The following is a 24,946-nucleotide window of genomic DNA, read 5'->3' on the forward strand; positions in this document are numbered from 1 at the left end:
AATACTTGGGGTGGTAACGACAATACACTGACCAAACTTATTGCCAGTGGCATTGTCTATGACTGCCAGTGCGCAGCCATGCCACTGCCACTGGCCATGAAGTCGACAAAGAATAAGACTGCGGACATTATACCTAATATCTATATTATTATATTACTGACTTTTACTACATTTATATTAGGAATCCTAGGTTTTAGAAGTAATAATAATCTTCCTTCTAAAATAAGGAGTTGGTTTACGGTTATTTTATCACTAATTTTATTAATCGTTCTTTTTTTTGCAATGATTTTCACCCAGCTATTTTCAATGGATAAAGAATATCAATCAAGCACAGAATCTCCAGATAACAATTACAAAATTGATTTATTTAAGTTTGATGGTGGTGCAGGTTCTTCCTATGGAATAATTGGAGAACTAAATGGACCTCTTTGGTTTAAAAAAAGAATTTATATAGAAGATCGTGTGAAAACTATTGAGACCGAATGGGTAAATAACTATATTTTATCGATAAATAACCATGAATTAAATGTAAAAAATGGGGAAGCATTTCTAAAGAATTAATGATTTAATAATTATAATCACTTGGTATTGGATAAATGAAATATACTAATTTTCCTTGTATGAATGGTGATTGTCAACCATTATCAACTTTGCAGTAAAGCATTTGCAAGAGAAATAAGATTTATAAAACCAAGTCAAGTTGTTGTTGTACGAAAAAGGTGGAACCTTCACTATTAAAGATGGAAATGGAAGGTTCGATAGGTTAAATGGAAATGCAGAAATCAGAGAGCTCGCTTCGGCGGGCTTTTTTCGTGTCTCTTTCACTACTATAATCGTATCCGGATCCGGAAAAGGGGCATCCTAAAGTAAAACGTTTTTTTCGATTTCATGCCCCCATTTTCAATTTCGTTTCGATAATAGTAGTAGGAGGGGCTTTTATAAGTGCTTCAAAAAAGTGGATAAAAAGGACCCGGCCGCGAGTGGCAATCGGGGGGGTCTGCACCAGGACGAGAGATGCCTTCTCTCTGACGTTTTGACCGCTTCCATGGGGTGTTTCGGACGAGAGATGCCCTCTCTCTGACGTTTTGACCGATTCCAGGGGCCGTTTCGGACGAGAGATGCCCTCTCTCTGACGTTTTGACCGATTCCAGGGGCCGTTTCGGACCGTGGGCAAAATTACTTCAGGGTAAGCCGAAACATGAGCCGGAACCCCGCAAACATGAGCACGAAAACGACAGCATCGCACGGTCTTTTTGAACAACCTGTATAAATACAAATTCAGCCTGATTCATGCTAATATGGATACAGATGGCTATGATGAAAGGGTTTTTATTGATTTATTTTATTTGTGTCATCATTGGACTGGCCGCCTCGTTTGCCGGGAGCCTTGTTGGTATGGGCGGCGGTGTCATACTGATTCCGGCAATGCTGCTTATGTATCAATATTCGGATGCATTTGCATGGGCAACCCCGCAGGTGATTGTCGGTATTTCCCTAATCACGATGGTGTTCACAGCGTTCTCATCGACACTTGCTTTTTACAGAAGCAAACGGATCCATATAAAAATAGGATTGCTGTTTTTAACCGGCAGCATTCCGGGTGGCATTTTGGGGTCATGGCTGAATCAGTTTATCAGCTCTGAGGATTTTTCGCTGTATTTTGGTGTCCTGATGATTGTGATGTCGTTTCTCTTTTTGGTCAAACGGGATAAACGGACAGATGATAACGTGTCACGGAAAACACCTGTCTTGTCCGTATTTATCATTTCCCTGATCATCGGGGCTATATCAGGCCTGTTTGGCACTGGCGGCGGCGCAATGATTGTTCCGGCCATGATATTCCTTTTTGGTTTATCTGTTCATACGGCTGCAGCCACCTCGATGTTTGTAATTTTATTTATCAGTATTATGAGCGCGGGGACACATATTGCTTTAGGCCATATCGTCTGGGAATACGCGGGCTTTTTCGTTATTGGCGCGTGGGTTGGCGGAACACTTGGAGCTAAAGTCAATCAGTTGATGAAAAGTAGTTTATTGGAATGGATACTACGGTTGATGCTGGTTATTGTTGGGATCAGGTTGATTATTGAGGGATTCATGTAAGGAGCATGTCAATGCAGGAGAAGCTTTATTTTTATTATACCAATGATTTGCACAGTCATTTTGACAATTGGCCACAGGTTGCAGGGTTTTTAAAGGGCGCCAAAGAAGAGCGGCTGGCTGAGGGTCACGCATGCTGGCTGGTTGACATCGGCGATCATGTTGACCGGGTCCATCCAATTGCAGAGGCGTTTATGGGGAAGGCAAACGTTGAGCTGATGAATGATGTTGGATACGATCTCGCCACCATCGGGAATAATGAAGGGATTACGATGGCACACGAAGATCTTCATCATTTGTATGATGATGCCGATTTTCAGGTAGCTTGTGCTAATCTGCACAGCCTGACGGATACCGAACCGGATTGGCTGCATTCGACCGTACATATCCAGTCGGACAGTGGTGTAAGAATCGGTGTGATCGGGCTGACCGCTCCGTTTAATGCCTTTTACGAACTGCTTGACTGGCATATATCAGCGCCGTTTCAGACACTGGAAAAACATATTGGCAAGCTGAAGGAAACAGCGGATATCATTGTTTTGATGTCGCATTTGGGAATCAGTGAAGATCAGGAAATTGCCCGCCGCTTTGATGACATTGATGTGATTATCGGCGGACATACGCATCATTTACTAAGAAAAGAAGAAAACGTCCACAATACCATCATTACGGCTGCAGGAAAACATTGTGCATTCGCAGGGGAAGTGGTATTAACGTGGGATCATGACCAGAAACAGCTTGCCGGTAAAGAGGCTTCCGTTTATGATATGACACATATGGCGAAAGATTTAAGCACTGTACAGTCGCTACATGACTTAACGGAAAAAGCAGATGCATTACTCGGTCAAACGGTTGCTGAGCTTAAAAGTGCGATCGATGTTAAATGGTTTCAGCATACCGCCATCATGCAAAAACTGACAGACACGTTACTGGAATGGACAACAGCGGACGTTGCCATATTGAATGCCGGCGTTTTATTGGATCAGATTCCAGCAGGCCAGATCACTTATAAGGATATTCACCGTATCTGTCCGCACCCGATCAATCCGTGTGTCGTGGAACTCGACGGTGACGAACTGACAGAAGTTATCCGTGCTTCTGTGACCAGGGAGCTTACGGAGTTAAAGCTGAATGGATTTGGCTTCCGCGGGGAAGTTCTCGGTAAAATGATTTACGCCGGACTTGAAGTGGATACCGTACAAAGAGAAGACGGCAGTGAATATGTGGGGGCTATCCGCTTCAATGGCGAACCGCTTGATCCGGATCAAGTGTTTAAAGTAGCTACGGCTGACACATTTACATTCGGCCGGCTGCTTCCGGAAGTCGCTAAATCCGCAGTGAAACACTATTTTCTCCCGGAATTTCTAAGGGATCTGCTGGCATACACATTGCGCCACAAGTTCGCTGGTTTCTAGGTTTGTGACATGGTGCCTCCATTCTGCATACCATACCGTATACATGGTGTGAAGGAGGCATGGACAAAAGTGATTACAGTGAATCCATTGGAAGTTGAAGGCATGCATTATACTGCTGTAACAGTGGAACTGCCCAAAACGAATTTGCTGGTCATCTCGAATGAAGTCGGCTATATTATGTGCGGTGCACTGGATGTCGATGTACTGAATCATGTCCTGGCAGACAGAAAGGTGATCGCCGGACGCGCAAAAGGTGTTAAAACGATTGATGAGCTGTTGCATGCGCCGCTCGAAAAAATCACCGATGCATCCATGGCATACGGTTGGGAAGCAGGTATGACAGGGAAAGATGCCTTACTGAAAATAGCATGAAACGATTCTAACCCCCTTAATACAAGCATATGGTGTGTTAAGGGGGTTTCTTATGCGAAGGAAACACATGGTATTCCGCAAAAGAAAAGTATCGAAATCACCACCTCCAATGCAAAACATTTTGGGGATTACGCTGGTCGTATTTGTCTTAATGATTATTTTTAGTATCGTTATTATTGATAAAGGGCTGAAACCGACACTGATGGATATAGCCGAAACAAAAACAACTGAATTTGCAACGCGCGGTATCAATACAGCCGTCAGGTTTGCTGAAAATTACAGCTATGATGAGCTGTTGAATATTACATATAATGAAGAGGGAAACGTAGCCACTTACAACTGGAACTCGTCAGTCATCAGTGAAATAAACCGTGTGGCGACAGACAGGGTTGAGGAGTATTTTCGTTACATGAATTCGGGTGAACCGCCTGATTATGAAAACTCATTGTTTGAGCCCGAGGAATTTGAAGATACAACCGAAAATCTTCCTGAAAAAGATCCGACAGTTATTGAGATTCCGATCGGTCAGGCGACAGGCAATTCCATTTTGGCAAATCTCGGACCCAAAATTCCCGTCAATTTTGAAATTGTTGGCAATGTCCGAACCAATATTAAGCGGGAAGAAGAACCACTTGGATTGAATGGGTCGTGGGTTTCGCTGTATGTGAAGGTTGAAGCTGATGTGCAAATCGTGATCCCATTTTCAACGGACGTGAAAACTGTCTCAACTGAAATATATATCGACGGTGGTGCGCTAATGGGTGATATCCCTGAATTTTGGGGTGGCGGTGACGGCTCTTCAATTGCAGTTCCTAAGGATGACATTACAAAAGAGGAACAAGAAGAATAATGATCCTTATTTGGAAGAAAAACTTTTACGGACGAAAGTTGGCAGGATCAGCGGCGAACCCTTGACAGATAAGAGCAAAAATTACCACGATTCTTTGACATAGTCGAAAAGTACCGGTATACTATAGACGTAAATATCTGAAAAATTAAAATTGCCTTGCTGGACTCTAAAATTTGCAGTAGTCAGCACAGGCACTACTAAGGGGGAGTTTTGGAATGGAAACCCGTTCACAATGGGGAACAAGGGCAGGATTTATTTTGGCAGCAGCGGGTTCTGCAGTCGGATTGGGTAACATTTGGCGTTTCCCGGCAACAGCGTTTGAAAACGGTGGGGGAGCGTTTATGGTGCCATACTTGGTTGCGCTGTTGACAGCAGGGATTCCTATTTTGATTATGGAATTCACCATGGGCCATAAGTATAAAGGCTCAGCACCGTTAACGTATAAGCGGATGAATAGAAAGACGGAATGGATCGGTTGGTGGGGCGTTCTGGTCGCTTTCGTCATTTCGACCTACTATGCAGTCATCGTTGCCTGGGCAATTATGTATTCGATCTTCTCGTTTAATTTGAATTGGGGGTCGGATCCGGAAGCTTTTTTGACAGGCGACTATTTACAAACAGCTGCAGCCGGTGAATTTGGCGGCTTTGTTCCTGGCGTACTTATACCATTAATCGTTGTTTGGCTGATTGTTTTAGGTGTACTTTACCGGGGTGTGAAAAAGGGTATCGAAATGGCAAATCGAATTTTTATCCCGGCACTGATCGTTGTTTTTCTGATTATCGTCATCCGGGCCGTCACACTGCCTGGAGCATTTGAAGGCCTAAATGCGTTCTTTACACCGGATTTCAGTTCCATTTGGGACGGTCAGGTATGGGTAGCGGCATACGGCCAGATATTTTTTAGTATGTCGATTGCATTCGCTATTATGATTACGTATTCCAGTTATTTACCGAAAAAATCGGACATAACCAATAATGCATTTATCGTTGGCTTTGGTAATTCCAGTTTTGAACTGCTTTGTGGTATCGGAGTCTTTTCGGTATTAGGATTCATGGCTGTACAACAGGGTGTTGCGGTTGAAGATGTTGTTGCAGGAGGCGTCGGTTTGGCATTTATGGTATTTCCGGCGATTATTAACGAATTCCCGGCACTTAATGAATTATTCGGATTCCTGTTTTTCGCTTCACTCGTGCTGGCAGGGTTGTCGTCCCTCATATCGATTATCGAAACGTATGTGGCAGGATTGGCTGATAAATTCAACATTTCCCGTCATAAAGCTGTTGTATTCGGAGGCGGGTTTGCCGCGTTAGTTTCATTGATATTTGCGACCCGGGGCGGATTGAACTTCCTGGATGCCGCAGATTACTTTATTAACCAATTCGGTGTTGCATTTGTCGGCCTGGTTGAGGTTGTGCTGGTTGCCTGGGTGTTGCGCAAACTTGGCGAATTCAAGGAACATGCGAATGGCATTTCCGACATCAGACTCGGCGGCTGGTGGACCATCAGCCTTGGTCTTATCACACCGGTTGTGCTGGGATATACCATGTATGATCTGTTCAGAACCAACCTGCTGAAATTGTTTGATACGGAAAATGGGAACTATGAAGGTTATCCGGATGCCTTTATTTTGTATGGCGGCTGGTTCGTTGCCGGCGGTGCCTTGGTAGTCGGTATTATTATGGCACTGTTTAAATGGAAAGAATCCAGAGCCGTGAATGAAAACGAGACACAGAATACCGGGGAGGCGAAATAGTATGACTGGAGGAGCTATTACGTTTATGATCATCTCCATGCTGATTATTTGGGGAGGATTGGCAGCAAGCATAACGAACGCTGTGAAAAAAGGTGCAGACAGGAAATAATTCCACAATGGATATGCCGTTAATGTAAAAAGAAGCGGCAGATGAATAACAAAGAGCCTTTGCCACTCGCGCCAGAGGCTCTTTGTTTCTGGGTAAAAGTCGGAGTGCACCGATAAACGCATTGAAGCGGCCGAAAACGCTGATAAACCGGAGATCACCGCCGATAGAAGGAGGACCACCGCCGATAAAGGGTACATCACCGCTGATAGAATCGGGAGCCCCGCTGATTCCCCGCTCTCTGAACGATCTTATTCCGACATCCTTTCCCATCGTTGCAAATAAGGATACGGATTGAACGACCACTCACTGTAACCGTTGTCCTGGTACAAGCCATAATGCAAATGAGGGGGGAATTTTCCTGAAGTGCCGGGCGGTCCATAGCCGGTTGATCCCACTTTGCCGAGAATGTCACCCGGCTTGACGACCTGTCCGACTTCAACGTCATCACGATAACCACTCATATGGGCATAGTAGTGATAAACATTATTGATATCACGGATGCCCAGCCGCCAGCCGCCGTACAGGTTCCAGCCTTTCAATTCGATGACACCATATGTGGTTGACTTCACCGGTGTGCCGTGATCCGCAAATATATCCGAACCTTCGTGTATTCTTAACCCGCCAAATCCGCGGCGGTCACCATAATTATTGTTGGTGCTGTAATTGTAGTTCGTATCGAGCGGAAAATCCCGGTCTGTCAAATCAAGCTGTTTGAATTGCTGAAAAACCTTAGCCGTATTCATGATCGTTTGGACGGTTAAATCCCGCTTATAATAATTCCAGAGGGCAATTTTCACTTCATCACGGGAAGGACCATATTCCAGCAGAATGGATGCCATGGTGTAGAGCACATCTTCTGGATTGTCCGGATCGGCTTTATGATCTCCATTGCCGTCCTTGCCTTTTCCCTGAAAAAAATCGATGAACGTTTCATCTTGAATCAACGAACTATTTCCTGGACCATACCATGTTTCATCCCGGATGTCGATGGACACAAGCTGGTCGTCTTTATCTTCTTCTGAGCTGTTTCGTTCATACTGGTCAATGGCAGCAATATAGTACCAAGGGATTTGTGTTAAGGTTTCCGTTTTTTTGTATAATAGCATCCGCTTTTCGTGCAGTTCCTGTTCTTCTTCAGCAGCCTGAACGGGACACGCCATGATAGCGGTCAAACATAATACGGACAATAGGAAGGTCATTTTTCTCAGCATTCAGCACACCTCCTTCAGTGACGAATAGGACTAACGAAACAGAATCGTTAGTCCTGATGGTTATTCGTTCGTTCCCTGTGGGGATTTTTTCATTTCCTTGATAATCTGGTTAATTGTATTGTCGTGGTCATGATCCTGGACGTTGGAATTATGCAAACTTTGAATGTCCTGCATCAGCGTCTCGTTATCGGATACATACACATCAAAATATCCGGGCAAAACGGATACGGCCGTCTTCCTGGCAATCTCTGCCGCTCTTTTCTGTTCCATATCATCTTCTTTATCATATGCAATAAGCGCATTCTCATCAGTTACAAGTGTTGCGGTCTCACGAAAGCCATCATTCCGCAAAGTGAGTCTCGTGATCATATTTGCCAGGCTCGTCCGGTCAATATTGACGCTGTGTTCTGCTTCCGTTTCATTATTAATTTGCTCTTTTGTGTAATGCACGTATCCAAGCTTACTGTCACCGGATGGGTTGGATGGTGTCGTTTCCTGCTCGGGATCGAGTTCTTTCACCATCTGATCGCGCTCGTCAGCTTGTGGACGCTCATCGTCCGCTGCGTTATCATTACCGCACCCTGCAAGCACAATACCCATCAACAACACTAGTGGGAATATGATTGTTCTGTTCATGACTGATCTCCTTTTACACAAAATTTCATTCCATCTTAGTTTGCTGTATTCGGTAAAATTCATACAGCAAAATTTTCTCAAAATATTGGTTGATCGCCTCCGGATTATGATAAACTGAGGATATGCAAATGAGGTGAATCTGGTGATTGAGTTACATGGAAAGACATATGACATCATCGAAAATGAAAAAAACGGGTTTCATGAAGAACGTTTAAAGGAACGATTTTCCGATATTTTGTCAAAATATGATTTTATTGTCGGTGACTGGGGCTATGATCAGCTTAGACTCAAAGGCTTTTATGATGATCAGAATCCCAAAGCCGGTTTTGATACAAAAATCAGCACACTGGATGATTATCTTTACGAGTATTGCAATTTCGGTTGTGCCTACTTTATTATGAAAAAAGTGGACAAATAGGAGCAGCTAGCTGATTCAGCCTGCTGCTCTTTTTTATAACGTCAGAAGGATAAGTGATGAACGAGTGAATGCGGGTTTTTCTAATCTTCCGGGTCACCTGGTTCATCATGAATCGGGTGTGCGCCGGGCGTTTGTCTCGGTAGGTCATCATGCAGTCCCTTATCCGGATAAACAAATGCACTTTCCCGCCTCTGCCCATCCTGCCAAGGCGTCGATTTGCTGCCTTCCAATTTTTCATCGTGAACCTCCGAACCAAACGGCCCCTCCGGAAATTCTTCAGGAATCAGGTTGTGCTGATTCCGAACATTCGAAAAATCACTATATTGATTTTTACCGTTTTTCGCCAATGGTATCACCCTTTCTTCATCGATATTATTTCCTATTTTGGTATGTTTATGATACCAAAAGATGTAAATTTAGACTGAATTCAGCCTAAATGAGAATATTTTCCAAAAATGAGCCTTTATGACTATGAAGCATTCATATACGCCTGATATTTGCCGAATAAATGAGTCTAATAGCCTATAAAATTTGATGATTTTTCCGTTTCGAACGACTCATTATGGGGTAACTATACTGTGAAGAAAGTCGTGATACCTGTCACACGTTTGACATATCTTTTTTCTATGTGATAATAACTGAAGAAATTATTTGTTATTGTACTATTTGATAAGGAAAGAGGGTTCGCATTAAATGCTGGAATCGAAACGGAGAGCAATTATATTTTTTTCATTGGCCATAATATTGGCTGCAGTATCCGGATTTCTTGTTTTAAAAAAAGTTCAGGCAATTAATACCGATCTTGGGACTATCGTGACAGTTTATACGGCAGACAGGGAAGTTTCATCAAGGGAAGTCATCACACCTGATGATGTCACAACAGACGAAATACCTCAGCAGTATCTGCGCGATGAACACATAACGGATGTTGAAGAACTGATGAATAAGGTTTCCGTTGTACCTTTGTCAGCAGGTGATATTATAACCGATAACATTTTGAAAGATGCGTCAGCAGTTACAGAAGCTAACAATCGATTAGTTTCAGTATTTAAATCGGAGAAGGTGTCGTTTGATGAGGAATTGACAGCATTGGATCGTGTCGACATTATTGTTTCCCATACGTTTGAAGACGATCCGGTTACGGAAGTATTTATGGAGGATGTGAAGGTTGCCAGAACAGCTAATAATGAGGATGGTGATTTTGCGGGGGTTCAGCTGGAAATTCCATATGAAAGTGTTTCGAAATTAATACATATGCAGAATTATGCAGACAGTTTACGCCTTGTTAAAGCCAATGTGGCCGAAGAAGAACAGCAGAAACAGGGATCGGAGGAAAGCGGTCAGACAGAAAACACTGCTGATGAAAATAACGACGAAACGAATAATGATTCCAATAATGAAGAAGAATCTGAGGAATCAAACGATGACAACAATAACAATGAAGATAAAGATAATGATGATAAAAATGATAAGAAAGATAAGAAAGATAATGATGATGATAATTAAAATTAACAGATATGTTGTTGGAGGAACCGTATGAGTAAAGTAAATGATATATATGTCATAGGGGATAATGAAGAACTGACAGCGGTAATAGAGGAACAATTAAGCGAATATTTTCAGCTTCACTTTCTTGCTTCCGCTGATTTGAAAAAGTCAAATGCACAGTTAATCTTAATCATAAATAATGGCGAAACAGCTGTAGATGATGCTCAATTGGCCTTATCCGAGCATCCTAACTCGTCAATTATCTGTGTGAGTGGTGAAGAAAATTTCAGCCTGCTTAGAAGCCTTAACCAGCTGGGTATCACTGATTTTTATGTGCTTCCGGGTGAAGAGCTTATTTTCATGGAACGCTTGGAAGTCATGGCTGCAGATGTCGGTCTGAGAAGTGCAAATGAGCCGGAATCCGGTTTTAAACGGGGAGGCGGACAGATTTTCGCTTTTTACAGCGGGGGCGGGGGAACAGGAAAATCCCTGATCAGTACAACATTTGCACAAACGCTTAAACTTGAATCAACTGGAAAAGTTTTATTTATAGACTTGAATCTTCATTATGGGGGGGCTGAGACCTTTCTGGGAATTGACAGTACGCGTTCTATCATTGATTTGCTTCCGGTTATGGAGGAACTTGGTGAACACCATATTCGCAATGTTTCGGAAAAGGAACAGCATTCGGATCTGAATGTGCTTGTAAGCCCCAGAGATGCCGAACTCGCGGAAAAGATAACGGAAGATTTTATTGTAAAGCTCTTAAGGGCCAGTAAACGGCATTATGATTTCATTGTCGTCGATTTACCGGTATGGATGGATGAACGAACCTTGGCTGTTTTGGAAGAAGCCAACCGTATTTATTATGTGATGAATCTTGATACAGTAGCCATCCGTGTCCTGAAAAACGTGGAAAATCTGTTTCAGCGTCTGGGTGTCATCACACAGGACCGATTTGAATTTGTTCTTAATTTTAAAGGAAAAGACAATGAACTGACCAAAAAGGATTTGGAACGTTTTTCAACGTATCCGGTAGCATCGGAAATTAGAAAGGATATTAAGAATGTTCAGGCATACATTAATCAGGGTGATCCATTAAGGAAAAAACCTGCGGAAAAAAAGCTTCCGCCGTTTTCCAAAGATATACATAAGTGGGTTCACTCGATGCTGAAATAATAATCATATGGTGGTGGTATCATGTCGCTGTTTCAAAAAAATCCAAGAGCACAATCAGAAGATGACATAGATACTGGATTTATATCCAATTCCGGCTATCTGGATGAGCTCGTGGAACACTATAAATCCAGACTCCTCACTGAGGTTAACCTGGAGCAGATAACAAGTTTGGGTTCTTCTGATAAACGTTTGAGGATTGAACGTTTCATCAATCAGTTCATGTCTGAAGAAAAAGTGGTTATTCCGCGACAGGATAAAGAACGCATGCTGTCGATGCTGATTGATGAAAGTGTTGGTTTTGGGCCTTTGGAACCTTTGTTAAAAGACGACTCAATTACAGAGATACTTGTAAACAATCCGAAAGAAGTATACGTCGAAAAAAAAGGCCGACTTGAAAGGGTGAATGTTTCATTTAAGGATGAAGCACATGTCAGGCATATTGTTGACAGGGTCGTTGCACCGCTGGGAAGACGAATTGACGAAAGCTCACCGATGGTCGATGCCAGATTGCCCGACGGGAGCCGTGTCAACGCCGTGATCGAACCAATCAGCCTTGGCGGAACGCTCCTTTCAATCAGGAAATTCCGTAAGACGCCATTTGTAATGGATGACTTACAGGACCTTGACACATTTACAAATGAGATGTCCAGGTTTATGCAAGCACTTGTGCAAACGAAATTAAGCCTGCTTATATCCGGCGGTACCGGCAGTGGTAAAACAACTTTGCTGAATGCACTTGCCAAGTCAATTCCCAATGGTGAACGAGTTGTCACAATTGAGGACTCAGCAGAGCTGAAGTTCGACCGGCCGAATGTTGTTGGCATGGAAGCACGGCCGCCTAACGTTGAAGGCAGTGGTGAAGTCACCATCAGGAATTTAGTGAAAAACTCACTCCGTATGAGACCGGATCGGATTATTGTCGGGGAGGTCCGCGGTTCAGAAGCATTTGATATGCTGCAGGCGATGAACACAGGGCATGAAGGTTCGCTGACAACCGTTCACGCTAACACACCGTTTGATGCAATTAACCGTGTTGAGGGAATGGTTGTGATGGCAGGGATGGATTTACCGACACACGTTATTCGCGATTATATTGCCGGTGCTCTCGATTATATTGTGCAGGTACAGCGCTTAACGGATGGAACCCGTAAAATTACAAACATATCTGAAGTGGAAAAAACGGGCGACAATAACATTGAAGTAAGAGATATATTCCGGTTCCAGCGTACGGGTGTTGATGGTGAAGGTAATGTAAAGGGATACTTTACGGCAACAGGCATCGTGCCAAAATGTTTGGAACACTTGGAGGTCTTTGGTATTACCTTTAATAAAGCGTTGTTCAGACCAAGGGAGGAGAAAAGCTATGAATCTGACAGTGTCTATACTATATAGCTTAGGCGTTTTATTCTTTCTCCTATGTATCTATTTTTTCCTTGGATACAGATCACAGAAGAAAGAATGGAAGCAAAAAGTAAAGGAATGGTTTCCGGAAGAAGAACGTAAAAGTGTTATCAGTAAGTGGGGGGACAAATTTGATGAGAGAGAGTCTTCGGAAAAACTAAGGAACAAGCTGCATAATGCTAATTTGAAGTTGCTTCCTTCAGAATATCTTGGAATTTTAATTGTAGGATTTATGGTATTGTTTATCATGTTTTATTCGATTTTTGGAATGCCGCTATTGTTGAGTACGGTTTTACCGATAATATTGTTATTTGTAGCTAATTATCTATTATTCTATTTCCGGAAAAACAGTTATGAGCTACGCTTTAATGATCAATTGAGTGAAATTTGCAGGATCCTGGGTAATGCGGCAAGATCCGGTTTGACGATCAATCAGGGAATCGACATTGTTGCCCGTGAAGCAGCTGCACCAGCCGGGAATGAGTTTAAGCGAATCTCTAATGAATTGAAATTAGGAGTCAACCTGGAAACCGCTTTTCGCGCAGTGCAAAAACGCAATACATCACGTGATTTCAACTTGTTCATTGCAACATTACTTATTCAGAAACAAACAGGCGGCAACCTGGCCTTGACACTTGATACAATGGCCAATACGTTTGAAGAAAGAAGAGTGCTCAATCAAACCATTAAAACAATGACGTCTGAAGAAAAGTACATTTCGTTTATCGTACCTGCATTACCGGTATTTTTGCTGCTGGTTATGAATAATGTGATTGATGGGTTCATTGATCCATTATGGTCCGGTTTTGGGTTAGTCATTTTGGTTGTGTTTCTGGCGGCCATTATATTGTCATTCTTTTTAATACGTAAAATTACAAACATAAAGGTGTAGCTTATGGATGCATTAATCATTTTGTCGATTATCGCTTTTTGGTTTTGTATATTGTTATTCCTAAAACATTTCTGGTCCTTTTTAAGTGACAAGCGATATGTATTGGGGCACGTTTCAGATGTTACCCATGTTGATCCGTTTGAAAAGAAAGAAAAGAAGAAAAACAGACGTGCTCAAATATTCAGTCGTGTGACGAAGTATGCGGATGATTTTACCGATCTGGGTCAGCGGATAAACTTTTTCAGTGAAAACCACATGGTGGAAGAATGGCTCAGAAAATCAGGGAATCCGTTGAAACTGACAGTGTCCCGATTTCAGGGTTTGAAAATATTTTTATTTATAGTTGGTTTTTTCACCGGAATACTGGCGATTATTATGGGACTTCCATTCTCGCAGTACATGCTTGTGTTAAATCCGGTAATAGGTTATTTCATACCGATTGTACTGATCAGAAGGGAGGTCAAGAAAAGACAGCAGCAAATCAGAGCTGAATTGCCTGATTTTATGGACACTGTAAGTACCAGCTTGCAGGCTGGTGTTAGCCTTGATAAAGCTTTAAGGGAGGTGATTCGATATTTCGATGGTCCCATCCGTGAGGAGTTTTCACGTTTCAATCAGGAAATTGATCTTGGGGTTCCCCGTGAAAAAGCCTATCGTGAACTTCTTAAGCGTAATGATAACGAGGAGTTCCAGTCACTCATTAAGGCGTTGATACAAGGGATGGATCTCGGAATACCGATAGCAAAAACGTTTCAAATCCAAGCAGAGGAATTGCGGGAAATTCGTCAGGAGCAGGTAAAGGAATTGGCAGCAAAAGCTTCGCCGAAGGTTACATTGGTTACAACGTTTTTGATTGCGCCCGTATCTATATTGATGATTGCCGGTTTGATGATCATGAATATGCTGGTGGGTGAGAACAGTATCTTAAATCTTTTTTAAAATGGAGGAATCGAAAGTGAAATTTATGAATGAAATTTATGCAAAAACTTTAAATAAGTTTGCAGAGTTCAAACGGGATGAAAGAGGTTCGCAGACATTGGAATGGATTGGAATTGCGGCTGTCATTGTCATAATGGTAGGTGTGATTTCAACAGCCTTTAGTAATGATACAAGTATTGGGAAAAAAGTTTTAACCAAAATGAAAGATTTGATTGATGAAATTGCAGGCGGATCGGGAGGATGAGAAATAGAGGGTAATATTAGATGATTGTAAGGAGAATTCCCAATATGTGTAAGAAATGTATAGTGTTCTTGGTAACAATATCAATTTGTTTCTTTGTAACGGCCTGTGATCAAAACGATAAAGATAAAACAAACGTTGAAAAGGATGTGCAACAGAAGGAAGAAGAAATCGATACAAAAAATCAAGATGACTCTAAAGTAGAAAATAATGAAAAAGAAACTGAGCAAATTACTCTTTCTGAAATCCAATCTATTCCAACTGATATAGAAGGGCTTGCAAATCAGCCCCCGGGACCACTAGCTAATGCAAAAGATATATATGAAATGGAAGATGAAGTCAAAGATAATTTGGATAAGTTGGGCCCAATGAGTGAAAATCCTGATGATGAAGAGTACGAAAAATATTCACGTTATATGTATTGGCTTGTGGCAGAGGACTATCCGAATCCAGAAGATATCATTAAAAAATGGGAGTTTGCTTCCTTTGGGGACCCTGATTTGCCTGATGCGAAGTTTCATTTTAAGGAAAATTACAACATAGAAATCATTTTGGACTCCAGTGGCAGTATGGCAAATACCGCAGGAAATGGTACGAGAATGGATGTCGCCAAGAATTCCATCAACAGTTTCCTGTCAGAAATTCCTGAGGAGGCGAATGTTTCCCTGAGAGTATATGGCCACAAGGGAACCGGCTCCGATAGCGATAAAGAGATGTCCTGTAGTGCTATTGAACAGGTATATGGCTTTGATTCCTTTGATGAAGGAAAATTCCAGGATGCATTGGATCAATTTCAGCCTAAGGGCTGGACACCACTTGCTGATGCTTTGAAGCAATCTCAAGAAGCTTTAAAAGAGTTTGATTCGGAAAACAACACAAATTTGATATATGTCGTAAGCGATGGCATCGAAACCTGTGACGGTGATCCGGTTAAAGTGGCAAAGTCTCTTTCTGATTCAAATGCGCAACCAATCATCAATATTATTGGTTTCCAAACCGATGCTGAAGCACAAAAACAACTTGAAGAAATGGCTGAGGTATCGGGTGGCATTTTTACATCTGCTAAAAATGAAGAAGAATTGCAAAAAGAATTTGACCGTGCCGAAGAAGTATTGAATGCGTGGAATAAATGGAAAAACGATGCTATGGAAGATCTGGAATCCAAAGAGGTTGACAGTAACACTGATATTATGGAAATGCATAACGTATGGTCCACTACAACAACGTCAATAAAAAACCATTTTCACAGTTTGGCTGATGTTGCTCAAAATGTTGGGATTTTAACATATGAACAAAAAAAAGAACTGAAAAGTAGACTAGATCCGGTAACGGAAGATATTAATAGCAGTGTTGATCAGTTAGAAATAGACCTTGAGGAGCTCAGGGATGCTAACTTTAAAGAGGCGAAACAAGCCATCGAAGAAAAATACAACAAACAATCAGAGGAATAGTACCCAACTATAATGAAAGGCAGCTTAATTACTGTCTGAACTACTTCCTAAGCAAATTATTGTTATTGGTTATTTAACTGACGCTGAAAAACATAAATGACCTGAATAAGTGGCAAGTAGTATTGAGCATACTTACTTATCTTCAAAAAATTACATTAGGAATTTGAAAGCTGAATAAGCACTATAAATCTTGGCTGATTCACATTAAGTGTTTAAAATTATGACTAATTAAAGTCTTTCTGTACAAAGACTTTAATTAGTTAAATGATGTTTCCTGTAATGTTTCAGATTTACTGTTCGAACAGTAAGTTAACCCCAAAGAGATTTGAAGAGGAGAGCTCCAAGAAGAAACATACCTGGAAGGAAACAAAGCGAACATATAACAAACATAGAAATAGCATCAGATGTAATTTGACAATTTCAGAGGCGGTGATGAAGATTGGCAAATGGTTGAAGAAAAGCATATTACTAACTGCCGTTTTGTTAATAGCTTTTTTTCCGGTACTAACTCCAACTGTTCACGCTGTCAGCTCGTGGACGGGTGAATCATGGGAAGGTGAGTCCTGGAGTGGGGACCCGTGGGATGGTTCCAATTTGGAGTGGCAAGGTGAAACGTGGAGCGGAGACAGTTGGGAAGGTGAAGGAACTGAATCCTCTCCTTCAAGTGATTGGTCGAGCATCCCATGGTATATGGAAGGCTGGCAGTCCGAGGGCTGGTCGGTAGATGGTTTCGATGGCAACGGCACGAACGGCCAGGGAACGAACGGGAATGGCACGAATGGCAACGGAACAAACGGCCAGGGAACTGACGGAAATGGCACGAATGGCAACGGAACAAACGGCCAGGGAACTGACGGAAATGGCACGAATGGCAACGGAACAAATGGCCAGGGAACTGACGGAAATGGCACAAATGGTAACGGAACAAATGGCCAGGGAACTGATGGAAATGGCACGAATGGTAACGGAACGAACGGTAATCCATCTGATCCAGGTTCGTTCACACAGCCGGAACGTTTTTATGACACTGATGGATATAAAGCTGCTGACCTTGTTGTTAATGACATAACCCTAGGATCCGCAAACTTTATAAATGACGGTTTGAACGATGGCTTTTCACCAATAAGTTCCAGTTTATTTGCAAGTGACTTATTGGTAAATAGTGTTAAGTTACAGGTTGGCGATCATGATGCTTTTGACGCCTATGACATAGCAAGTAAGTCGAAAGAGGGTTATGATAAATATAAAAATCTGGAAAACTTACGAGAAAATACTAATTTTGATTCTACAGCAACTCAAACAACAAACAAAGCTAATCAAATATCTAAGACATCAAAAATAAGTCAACACTGGTCAATGATAAAGGATTCAAGCGCTCAGCTTGGTAAAAATATGGATATCTCCAAGGTATCCAGCACCTGGAATAACATGAGCGCCCTGTCCAAGTTTAACGGTGTGACTTCCGCCTTGAATGCAGGCGTTTCAGCTTACAAGACGGGTTCCAGTATTGCGGATTTCTCTCAAACACTTCAGAGTGATGCATCCGGATCCGAAAAGGTGAGTGCTGGTGCAGAAATTGGTGTCAATCTTGGTGAAACGGTTATGAGTGCCGGAGGGGTTGCCGCTTCTATCCCTGGAGGTCAGGCAGTTGGTGCAGGGCTGGCAGTAGCAGGTGCCGGTATTTATGCGGTCTCTAAAGGTACACAGCTGATTGCCAATAATACAGAAAAAATTAAAAAGGGATGGAATAAGGCAAAAGATACTGTGAAAAAAGGATGGGATACTGTAAAAGGCTGGTTTTCTTAAATACATCAGCGTGGTTTCTGTTAAACCTTGACTAAGCAATTCACTGATAAAACAGAATAGAGGCCCTGCTCTATTCTGTTTAACTACTCTTTTATTTTCTGATTTTGGATTTCATGAATAATAATAGTTTAAATGTAAGGGGATTTTAATGAATAAAAGAGAAAAAGCATTATTCAAACTGGGAAAAAAACACCAAAAGTGGTTAGAGAATACAGCGATTAATGCTGCATCTTACAAAATAAATGGTAACTCTTATTATCTGGTTAATTACAACGGGAAGTTAAGTAATCAAGTGAAAGCCAATGCAATCATATCACTTGATTCAAATGATGATGGTGAAGCACTGCAATCAGTCAAACCCCATATCTACTATACAATCAGCATAAATAATCTAATTGAAAGTGGTTCGCACCGGGCACAACTAGATTATTCGGTTTGGGAGGAAATCCGGGATTACCTTAAAGCCATTGTTGAATCAGGTGTGTTGGATGGTTGGAATCACGCTGTCTATAAGCGCTCACTTAACATTATACAATCCATGATCGATCTGCAGTATGAGATAATCCAGCTGTGGCACGACGCGAAAGCTTTGGATAACAATGTTGAAGAAAGAGGTTTTTTCACGGATGGAGACGTTGAAAAAGCATTGCACTACGTCATTACAGGTAGTCTGATTCAATATAAGCAATTTAAAGATCGCTATGAAAATTGTAGAGACTTTGATGTAATTTATGAAAAGCGCAATGATTCACGAATTAAGCACTTTAAAGTGGATCATAAACTTCTCAAAGGAATGACCAGTGAAGCTGCAGAACAACAGCTAAAAGATTCGCTTGATTCATTAACACATAATTGGAATGTTAGTCATAGAAGTGAATCAGAGATTTATGACATGCTGATGACAAATTACAGAGAAGGCTTGGACGTGCGGGTTCGTGAAATAAAAGATGTACTATTACGCTATCCGAAATAGAGGAGTTTAAAATGACAAATCCATTACGTTACACATGGCAGTTATATACAGGAAAGTTCGAAAAAATATTAGTGTTGATGTTAACCACTACATTACCTTTATTGATGCTCCATTCCTTTACTACCAATTACATCTACGCTATAACGCCAAGCCTGGATCCTGTGTATTCTTTCGCCGATATCTATTATGGCCAACTAACGATTCTCTTCTATTTATTTGCACAGATACCATATATCCGGTTTGTCTATAATGAATACACAGGCCGGGATCATAGCTTAGGAAACGCAATTTTCCAGTTTCTTGTGAGCAGCTTCACCGTGTTTTTATTTGCTGTTTTGGTTTCAATTTTATCAGCTATTGGGTTTATGCTGTTTGTATTACCGGGGTTGGTATTGCTGACATTGGTTTTCCCAATCCCTTATATCAGCGTTTTTGACGAAAAATCCGTATGGAAAGCTTATAAAGAAGGCTTTCGGATCGGGAAGAAACATTTCTTCAAGATTTTCCTGATTATTGTTATTTCCGGAACGATTGAAGCTATCTTTGGTGTTTTTGTCACCGGCTGGTTATTTACGATTACGGATTCTTTTGCAGCTCAAATTCTTACGCAAATGACATTGAATTTATTAATTTTTCCATTTGTTATTATTTATATAACATCAAGTGTGCTGAAATGGCGGGAAGCACAAGAAATATTAGATCTGAATGATGAAGAGGCAACTTCCTAATGAATAAATAGAGCTTAACTTAAAGGATGTATGGGACTTTTGCTTCGACTATTATATTGGAATAGTTACCAGGTTTAGGCGGTATACCATTTTGGGGAATAACCATTTTTCAATAGCATTTATAGAGGAAGGGAATTAAAAGATGAGAAGACTTTTTTTGTTGGTGATTTTAACAGCCGTGCTAGGACTTGTTGCCTGCAGTTCTGCTGAAGCAGATGAACTGCTTGAGTATCACAATACTTATGTAGAATCAGTGAATCCCAAAGCAGACCATTTGGATGCGGCATTAGAAGAGTTTGCAACGATAGCATCTCCCGAAGAAGCATTAGAATACCATACTGAAAACATCATTCCGGTCGCAAATGACATCATGAATCTCGTTAATGAGATGGAGCCTGAAACAGAGGTAGTAAAAGAATTGCATGAATTGCGGTTAGAACAATTGAACACATGGAATGAAGGAATGGAAATTCGAACCGAGGCAGTCGAAAAAGCAGCAGAAATGGCGGATGAGCAAGAAATCAATCAACTAGTCCAACAATCAGATGAGAAATTTATGGAAGCACAGGAAAATGCGGTAGTAGCTGATGAAAGACTAGTGGAAATGGCTAATGAACACGACATAGTACTGGAAGGTGAGGAATCATAAGATAGAGAATTTGAGATACCCTGCTTTAGATTAATACAGTGTAAGATAAATAAGTCAAGTGGAACTGTTAATTATTTCGATGCGCAGGAGTTGTTGACGCTATGAAATTATTGAAAAAAAAGTTTGAAAATGAAGATGGTTCAGCCACAATTGAATTTATCGGAATTCTGCCCTTAGCTCTTTTATTAATGATGATTATCTGGCAATTCATTGTTGGGATTAATGGTGTGATGGTCACACAATCAGCAGCAAATGAATACGCCAAAGTGTATTCAATTACCCAGAATGCGGGTGAGGCAAGCCAGGCAGCTAATAAAATTCTTTCAACAACAGGTGATTATTTGCAAAACCGGGGTGTCACAGGATCTAACTTAGGCAGTAAAGAATTTACCGCTGAAGCGAACGTGAATATACGAATGGTCTTTTTACCGAGTGAACTATTCGGGTATACGATACCTTCTATCCCATATTCGGCTACAGCCAGCAGCAGGGTGATTGAATGACGTTCAAAAAACAACTTCAAAATGAGGACGGCAATATTGCATTATTCGTACTTGGCATGTTAAGCATCATTATGATCCTGCTGATTTTTGTTGTGAATCTCGGTGGAGCACTGGCTACAAAGGAACAGTCAGGGACGACTGCCCAGCAGGCAAGCATGGCTGCATCAAGCGTCCTGTATGAGGAAGTCCGCCGTGTGATATATGAATATGAGGATGATACACTGGAAGGTGCGGTTCAGGCGTTTTTTGAAGATATTGAAGAAATGGTTGACGATAGAGCCTCTGAATTATCAGGCTCAGGCAATTATGTTGATTGGACAGTGAATGAGATTGAACTGGAAGCGTTTGATCAGGTTTTATCAGAAGAACTTAATAAAGATAAAGTGAGGAGTAAGCTGATTGAGCTGCTGGGGGATGAGGATATTGAATCAGAGGTTATTAATACAACCAAAAATGCAATAGTTGCCAATGATGGTGTACTGGAAGGGGCTGAATTAACCATAAAGGATGACCGTTTTTATGTGCGGGCGGCCAATAAACTTGAATCTGTCTCGTTTGATGGCTATATGGAAGGCATAAAGGAAAATGTCTATCAGGAATCGGCAGGGCCAAAAATTGATTTCCTGGCTATTGTGTGGGATGGCAATTCAGTGACCTCACTTGATTGATTTATTCAAGAAAGGATTGGTTTAATGGGCCGGAAAATGAAGCTATTTATCACTTTAATCACAGTAATGTTGTTGACTGCCTGCGCTTCCGCGGAGGCAGAGGAGCTGGTGGACTATCATAACGGTTATGTGGAAAATGTGAACGGTGAACTTATGGAGATCGATACACTCAATGAAAAATCACTTAGTTCAGCATCTTTTGAAGAAGCACTTAACGTACAGGAAAATGAATTAATGCCGCTTGTCAATGACATAAAGGATTACATGGATTCACAGGAACCTGAGTCAGATGTTGTGAAAGAATATCATTCATTAAGGGCTGATCAGGTGGATACCTGGTATGAAGCGTTTCAAATGAAATTCGATGTGCTGGAGAAAACAGTCAACCAGTCCATTAGTGAAGAAGAAGCAAATGAGGTAATTATGGAAGCCGATGAAAAATATATGGAAGCTGGTGAAAAGGCACAAAAGGCCGATTAAAAAATGGAAGATTTAGCGGACGAACATAATTTGGAACTGGAAGAAGAAGAAGGTTAACCCCAACCATTTGAGAGGAGAGGAGAAGATGTCTAAATCCGAAAAACGGTGGAGAAGGTTATATTTTTATTTAATGATTTTTATCTTTGCCATTTACGTGCCGATAACAGTATTTGAGTGGCTGACAGGCGCTGGCGGATTTCCGCTAACGGCTATAGTAGTCGGGATAGGCATTCCTTTAGGGCGAAAAACTCATTTAAAATCGATAAGGGAGAAAGAAGGCAAAGACACTGTTTAAAACCCAGGAGGGGTATGGTTGATGCCTTCTCTTTTTTGTAGTTCACTAATAATGTGAAAAAAGTGCAACTGTAGTCCACGACAAAATGACTCTATTCATCAATTATCATAATCTATTTTAGGGCGGTTGCACTTTTAAGCATATTCTATCCTTATCGGAGGTGACGTACACTTTGAAAAAAATGAGATGTTTATTGGGCTTTGCCATATTGTTACTGGTCGTATCCGGATGCAGCGGAAGTTCTTCCAGCAATGAAAATAATCCTGAAACTGAAGAAGAGTCTGCGGAAAGTCAGGAAACAAACGATATTCCTGAAGCACCGTCAGATCCTGAAGTGATGGTCGAGCAAGGGGAGGGGCTGTTTGCAGAAGCCAATTCACTGGAATCCCATTTCAGTGATACGATTCAGCCGGAATATGACGATTTATCAGTTCAAGAAGCCTATGCTGCAACAGTCTATTACTTTTCGCAAATATATGATGAAAATGTTAAATCATATGATAATTACCAGGTCGAATACATTGATTTTCCCAAAATGGTCGAAAAACTGGAGGAAATGAGAGCGGAGAAGGACTCGAAAGTGTTCAAAGATATCCAAACGAATACATGGGCAGCCAATTCCGGCATTGAGCTTAATGAAGGACTTTTAGGTAAGTATAGGGAACTTGCAGACATTAAGAGTTCATTTCTTGATGCCATAAATGAAGAATACTCGAGATTCATGGATGTCGGGGATTTGTTGAATGATAACGACATCATTACTTATGATGAGCGTGTTGAGTTAACCGATTATTTTGAGGAACGACGGGAGCAACTGAAAAGCTTCAATCAGAAATTATATATAAGCGCAAAAGAGGCCTTGAATTATGAAAAAAGAAGGGTCTCCACTCTGATTACAGATACACGGGATGAATATCTTGGTGTGGAGAAAGATAACAAAAATGAAGAGGCGGAGACAGAAGGCCAAATAGATCAAAAACCTGACGAGCAGGAAAAATCAATGCTCATGAATATTAAACTGCCATTTTTAAAAGAAGAAAAAGGCTGGGAGGTTGGCTACAGCAATCTTGCGGAAAGCAATATTATGTTTGAATTTGTGCATAATGGTGAGACCGTTCAAAATTGGACAGAATTGGCTACAGTTTCATTTTATTCATATCAATCCACAGTTTTTCCTACTGCAGATGCTTATGCAAAGGAAGTTATGAAAAATGTGGAAGATACAGTGAAAAGCGGAGACGGCGATATAAACGTGAACTTTATGCAGGAAAGTGAAGAAGAAACGATTCTTGAACTTATGGTTACCGACACAGAGGGATATGATGATCAGCATGAACTTCAAAGAGTCTTTCTTGGTGAAAACGGCATTTGGTATCTGCACTATGTTACCAAGGACGATGTGCCTATGGTTGATAATCATAAGGAAAAATGGCTTGAATACCTGAAGAACGTGGAAGTGGAAAATACTGACGATGATGAGCAGGGATTAACGATTTGATTTTTTCCAATTAGAGGTGCCGGTGGTTTGCTTTTTGTATTATGCTTATGTTAACGGACTGCATGATGCAAAGCAAGATGCTTCTGATGTGTGATCTGTAGTGATGCAAGTGGCTGCAGCTGCTGAAGCAGGGGGAAATTTATGAGAGACTTTAATGAACGCCGGCGTTGTGGCTACTGCAGCCCCTGTACCAGGTGCAAGAGTTGCGGGTGGCGTCATGATCATTGGTGGAGTAGACCCTTTGAGGGGCATCAAAGTTTAAGCGGGGATGCTGTAACGGGTATATTTAGTTAACGGAAATGAGCTTTGGCTCATTTCTGTTAACCTAAATTCAATAATGTTAAGAGAGTGATTTGTGTGAAATATGATGATCCAATAGTTGAAAAAGAAGCAAAAAAACATAAAAAATTCCTAGAAACGTTTACGATAAACCCGGGTTCCTATCGAATAAACAAACATGATTATTTTTTTATAAATGAGTCAATTTCATAATTGCTCTTTTTAAAAAAGCACAGAAGTTCAGAATTTAAAAAAGGATTTTTTTAAAATTCTCTAAGCAGCTTGAGACTGATATAGCTGTGCATTGATGCGATCTGCAGCTAATTTGGATGCATTGTAAATAAGTGTTGCCATATCAAAGTGGATCTTGGCGCGTTTTCCCTTACGATAACGGACATTGTCCAGTTGAAAAAATTCCTTTAAGTATGCATTGACACGTTCTACTGCTGAGCGACGTTTATAGATCTCTTCCCAGGCTTTGGAGCCACGAGCGGGCGCCGTGTATCGCCTGAGGTCTTTGGTAATTTTCATCTTGAACACTTTCTGGCATAGTTCTTCATTGGCTAAAGGACAGTCCTTGCATTCTTTTGGGCTGGTGTATTTCAGTGTTT

The 24,946-nt window shown here is 41.2% G+C and carries 28 protein-coding genes; 24 read left to right on the top strand and 4 right to left on the bottom strand.

Features of this window, described 5'->3' with window-relative positions:
* From E4U82_RS20030 to E4U82_RS16660, 7 genes are all read left to right on the top strand, one after another.
* The coding region (locus E4U82_RS20030; protein ID WP_167751468.1) for a DUF5412 family protein at nt 1-561 on the top strand (561 nt) is incomplete at its 5' end.
* A 753-nt stretch (nt 562-1,314) separates the two neighbouring features.
* Entirely contained in the window at nt 1,315-2,103 is a 789-nt protein-coding gene (locus tag E4U82_RS16635; protein ID WP_135111302.1) for a sulfite exporter TauE/SafE family protein, read from the top strand.
* Between the two features lie 11 nt (nt 2,104-2,114).
* The gene (locus E4U82_RS16640; RefSeq protein ID WP_135111303.1) at nt 2,115-3,515 is read left to right on the top strand and encodes a bifunctional metallophosphatase/5'-nucleotidase; all 1,401 of its coding nucleotides are present in this window, start codon (nt 2,115-2,117) and stop codon (nt 3,513-3,515) included.
* A gap of 69 nt (nt 3,516-3,584) precedes the next feature.
* Nucleotides 3,585-3,887, top strand: coding sequence for a YunC family protein (locus E4U82_RS16645; protein WP_135111304.1), 303 nt, complete (start codon nt 3,585-3,587; stop codon nt 3,885-3,887).
* Nucleotides 3,888-3,939: 52 nt separating this feature from the next.
* Nucleotides 3,940-4,737, top strand: coding sequence for a sporulation protein YunB (gene yunB, locus E4U82_RS16650; RefSeq protein WP_135111305.1), 798 nt, complete (start codon nt 3,940-3,942; stop codon nt 4,735-4,737).
* Between the two features lie 215 nt (nt 4,738-4,952).
* On the top strand, nt 4,953-6,491 hold the full coding sequence (locus E4U82_RS16655) for a sodium-dependent transporter (protein WP_135111306.1): 1,539 nt from the start codon (nt 4,953-4,955) through the stop codon (nt 6,489-6,491).
* Nucleotide 6,492: 1 nt separating this feature from the next.
* A complete protein-coding gene (locus tag E4U82_RS16660; protein WP_135111307.1) occupies nt 6,493-6,600 on the top strand; it encodes a methionine/alanine import family NSS transporter small subunit in 108 nt (35 codons plus the stop codon).
* A gap of 248 nt (nt 6,601-6,848) precedes the next feature.
* Here the strand turns inward: E4U82_RS16660 and E4U82_RS16665 are convergent, their stop codons facing one another.
* On the bottom strand, nt 6,849-7,811 hold the full coding sequence (locus tag E4U82_RS16665) for a M23 family metallopeptidase (RefSeq protein ID WP_135111308.1): 963 nt from the start codon (nt 7,809-7,811) through the stop codon (nt 6,849-6,851).
* Nucleotides 7,812-7,871: 60 nt separating this feature from the next.
* Entirely contained in the window at nt 7,872-8,447 is a 576-nt protein-coding gene (locus tag E4U82_RS16670) for a YhcN/YlaJ family sporulation lipoprotein (RefSeq protein WP_135111309.1), read from the bottom strand.
* Nucleotides 8,448-8,589: 142 nt separating this feature from the next.
* Here E4U82_RS16670 and E4U82_RS16675 point away from each other — a divergent pair, with 142 nt between their 5' ends.
* The gene (locus tag E4U82_RS16675; RefSeq protein ID WP_135111310.1) at nt 8,590-8,865 is read left to right on the top strand and encodes a YutD family protein; all 276 of its coding nucleotides are present in this window, start codon (nt 8,590-8,592) and stop codon (nt 8,863-8,865) included.
* Between the two features lie 80 nt (nt 8,866-8,945).
* Here the strand turns inward: E4U82_RS16675 and E4U82_RS16680 are convergent, their stop codons facing one another.
* On the bottom strand, nt 8,946-9,212 hold the full coding sequence (locus E4U82_RS16680) for a hypothetical protein (RefSeq protein ID WP_135111311.1): 267 nt from the start codon (nt 9,210-9,212) through the stop codon (nt 8,946-8,948).
* A gap of 346 nt (nt 9,213-9,558) precedes the next feature.
* On the opposite strand from E4U82_RS16680, the gene cpaB reads away from it, so the two are divergent.
* From cpaB to E4U82_RS16760, 16 genes are all read left to right on the top strand, one after another.
* Nucleotides 9,559-10,371 (top strand): Flp pilus assembly protein CpaB, encoded by an 813-nt coding sequence (gene cpaB, locus E4U82_RS16685; RefSeq protein ID WP_135111312.1) that lies wholly within the window; start codon nt 9,559-9,561, stop codon nt 10,369-10,371.
* 30 nt (nt 10,372-10,401) lie between these two features.
* Nucleotides 10,402-11,532, top strand: a complete 1,131-nt coding sequence (locus E4U82_RS16690) for a CpaE/TadZ family protein (RefSeq protein ID WP_135111313.1) — start codon at nt 10,402-10,404, stop codon at nt 11,530-11,532.
* 21 nt (nt 11,533-11,553) lie between these two features.
* Nucleotides 11,554-12,924 (top strand): TadA family conjugal transfer-associated ATPase, encoded by a 1,371-nt coding sequence (locus E4U82_RS16695; RefSeq protein ID WP_135111314.1) that lies wholly within the window; start codon nt 11,554-11,556, stop codon nt 12,922-12,924.
* Nucleotides 12,896-13,825, top strand: a complete 930-nt coding sequence (locus E4U82_RS16700; protein ID WP_135111315.1) for a type II secretion system F family protein — start codon at nt 12,896-12,898, stop codon at nt 13,823-13,825. The genes E4U82_RS16695 and E4U82_RS16700 overlap by 29 nt, the downstream gene beginning before the upstream one ends.
* Nucleotides 13,826-13,828: 3 nt before the next feature.
* Complete coding sequence (locus E4U82_RS16705) at nt 13,829-14,764, top strand: type II secretion system F family protein (RefSeq protein WP_135111316.1); 936 nt, start codon at nt 13,829-13,831, stop codon at nt 14,762-14,764.
* A gap of 25 nt (nt 14,765-14,789) precedes the next feature.
* The gene (locus E4U82_RS16710; protein WP_135111327.1) at nt 14,790-15,008 is read left to right on the top strand and encodes a hypothetical protein; all 219 of its coding nucleotides are present in this window, start codon (nt 14,790-14,792) and stop codon (nt 15,006-15,008) included.
* 44 nt (nt 15,009-15,052) lie between these two features.
* Nucleotides 15,053-16,456 (top strand): VWA domain-containing protein, encoded by a 1,404-nt coding sequence (locus tag E4U82_RS16715; RefSeq protein WP_167751469.1) that lies wholly within the window; start codon nt 15,053-15,055, stop codon nt 16,454-16,456.
* A gap of 594 nt (nt 16,457-17,050) precedes the next feature.
* Nucleotides 17,051-18,262, top strand: a complete 1,212-nt coding sequence (locus tag E4U82_RS20175) for a hypothetical protein (protein WP_135111318.1) — start codon at nt 17,051-17,053, stop codon at nt 18,260-18,262.
* A 148-nt stretch (nt 18,263-18,410) separates the two neighbouring features.
* The gene (locus E4U82_RS16725) at nt 18,411-19,235 is read left to right on the top strand and encodes a hypothetical protein (protein ID WP_135111319.1); all 825 of its coding nucleotides are present in this window, start codon (nt 18,411-18,413) and stop codon (nt 19,233-19,235) included.
* A gap of 11 nt (nt 19,236-19,246) precedes the next feature.
* On the top strand, nt 19,247-19,963 hold the full coding sequence (locus E4U82_RS16730) for a YciC family protein (protein WP_135111320.1): 717 nt from the start codon (nt 19,247-19,249) through the stop codon (nt 19,961-19,963).
* A 142-nt stretch (nt 19,964-20,105) separates the two neighbouring features.
* Nucleotides 20,106-20,612, top strand: coding sequence for a hypothetical protein (locus tag E4U82_RS16735; protein WP_135111321.1), 507 nt, complete (start codon nt 20,106-20,108; stop codon nt 20,610-20,612).
* Nucleotides 20,613-20,713: 101 nt separating this feature from the next.
* Nucleotides 20,714-21,115: a TadE family protein gene (locus tag E4U82_RS16740; protein WP_135111322.1), complete on the top strand. Its 402-nt coding sequence runs from the start codon at nt 20,714-20,716 to the stop codon at nt 21,113-21,115.
* Nucleotides 21,112-21,783: a Tad domain-containing protein gene (locus E4U82_RS16745; protein ID WP_135111323.1), complete on the top strand. Its 672-nt coding sequence runs from the start codon at nt 21,112-21,114 to the stop codon at nt 21,781-21,783. The genes E4U82_RS16740 and E4U82_RS16745 overlap by 4 nt, the downstream gene beginning before the upstream one ends.
* A gap of 24 nt (nt 21,784-21,807) precedes the next feature.
* On the top strand, nt 21,808-22,263 hold the full coding sequence (locus E4U82_RS16750; protein WP_135111324.1) for a hypothetical protein: 456 nt from the start codon (nt 21,808-21,810) through the stop codon (nt 22,261-22,263).
* 85 nt (nt 22,264-22,348) lie between these two features.
* On the top strand, nt 22,349-22,558 hold the full coding sequence (locus E4U82_RS16755) for a hypothetical protein (protein ID WP_135111325.1): 210 nt from the start codon (nt 22,349-22,351) through the stop codon (nt 22,556-22,558).
* A gap of 172 nt (nt 22,559-22,730) precedes the next feature.
* Nucleotides 22,731-24,056, top strand: a complete 1,326-nt coding sequence (locus tag E4U82_RS16760) for a hypothetical protein (protein ID WP_135111326.1) — start codon at nt 22,731-22,733, stop codon at nt 24,054-24,056.
* A 552-nt stretch (nt 24,057-24,608) separates the two neighbouring features.
* Here E4U82_RS16760 and E4U82_RS16765 read toward each other — a convergent pair.
* The coding region (locus E4U82_RS16765; protein ID WP_167751470.1) for a transposase at nt 24,609-24,946 on the bottom strand (338 nt) is incomplete at its 5' end.

It is taken from the genome of Lentibacillus salicampi (assembly GCF_004565465.1).
GTDB lineage: Bacteria > Bacillota > Bacilli > Bacillales > Amphibacillaceae > Lentibacillus > Lentibacillus salicampi.

Excerpts from the sequence above, each read along its gene's own strand:
- E4U82_RS16635 (WP_135111302.1), top strand. The coding sequence starts at position 1,315 with ATGATGAAAGGGTTTTTATTGATTTATTTTATTTGTGTCATCATTGGA.
- E4U82_RS16640 (WP_135111303.1), top strand. The coding sequence starts at position 2,115 with ATGCAGGAGAAGCTTTATTTTTATTATACCAATGATTTGCACAGTCAT.
- yunB (WP_135111305.1), top strand. The coding sequence starts at position 3,940 with ATGCGAAGGAAACACATGGTATTCCGCAAAAGAAAAGTATCGAAATCA.
- E4U82_RS16655 (WP_135111306.1), top strand. The coding sequence starts at position 4,953 with ATGGAAACCCGTTCACAATGGGGAACAAGGGCAGGATTTATTTTGGCA.
- E4U82_RS16660 (WP_135111307.1), top strand. The coding sequence starts at position 6,493 with ATGACTGGAGGAGCTATTACGTTTATGATCATCTCCATGCTGATTATT.
- E4U82_RS16665 (WP_135111308.1), bottom strand. The coding sequence starts at position 7,811 with ATGCTGAGAAAAATGACCTTCCTATTGTCCGTATTATGTTTGACCGCT.
- E4U82_RS16670 (WP_135111309.1), bottom strand. The coding sequence starts at position 8,447 with ATGAACAGAACAATCATATTCCCACTAGTGTTGTTGATGGGTATTGTG.
- cpaB (WP_135111312.1), top strand. The coding sequence starts at position 9,559 with ATGCTGGAATCGAAACGGAGAGCAATTATATTTTTTTCATTGGCCATA.
- E4U82_RS16690 (WP_135111313.1), top strand. The coding sequence starts at position 10,402 with ATGAGTAAAGTAAATGATATATATGTCATAGGGGATAATGAAGAACTG.
- E4U82_RS16695 (WP_135111314.1), top strand. The coding sequence starts at position 11,554 with ATGTCGCTGTTTCAAAAAAATCCAAGAGCACAATCAGAAGATGACATA.
- E4U82_RS16700 (WP_135111315.1), top strand. The coding sequence starts at position 12,896 with ATGAATCTGACAGTGTCTATACTATATAGCTTAGGCGTTTTATTCTTT.
- E4U82_RS16705 (WP_135111316.1), top strand. The coding sequence starts at position 13,829 with ATGGATGCATTAATCATTTTGTCGATTATCGCTTTTTGGTTTTGTATA.
- E4U82_RS16710 (WP_135111327.1), top strand. The coding sequence starts at position 14,790 with ATGAATGAAATTTATGCAAAAACTTTAAATAAGTTTGCAGAGTTCAAA.
- E4U82_RS16715 (WP_167751469.1), top strand. The coding sequence starts at position 15,053 with ATGTGTAAGAAATGTATAGTGTTCTTGGTAACAATATCAATTTGTTTC.
- E4U82_RS16725 (WP_135111319.1), top strand. The coding sequence starts at position 18,411 with ATGAATAAAAGAGAAAAAGCATTATTCAAACTGGGAAAAAAACACCAA.
- E4U82_RS16730 (WP_135111320.1), top strand. The coding sequence starts at position 19,247 with ATGACAAATCCATTACGTTACACATGGCAGTTATATACAGGAAAGTTC.
- E4U82_RS16735 (WP_135111321.1), top strand. The coding sequence starts at position 20,106 with ATGAGAAGACTTTTTTTGTTGGTGATTTTAACAGCCGTGCTAGGACTT.
- E4U82_RS16740 (WP_135111322.1), top strand. The coding sequence starts at position 20,714 with ATGAAATTATTGAAAAAAAAGTTTGAAAATGAAGATGGTTCAGCCACA.
- E4U82_RS16745 (WP_135111323.1), top strand. The coding sequence starts at position 21,112 with ATGACGTTCAAAAAACAACTTCAAAATGAGGACGGCAATATTGCATTA.
- E4U82_RS16750 (WP_135111324.1), top strand. The coding sequence starts at position 21,808 with ATGGGCCGGAAAATGAAGCTATTTATCACTTTAATCACAGTAATGTTG.
- E4U82_RS16755 (WP_135111325.1), top strand. The coding sequence starts at position 22,349 with ATGTCTAAATCCGAAAAACGGTGGAGAAGGTTATATTTTTATTTAATG.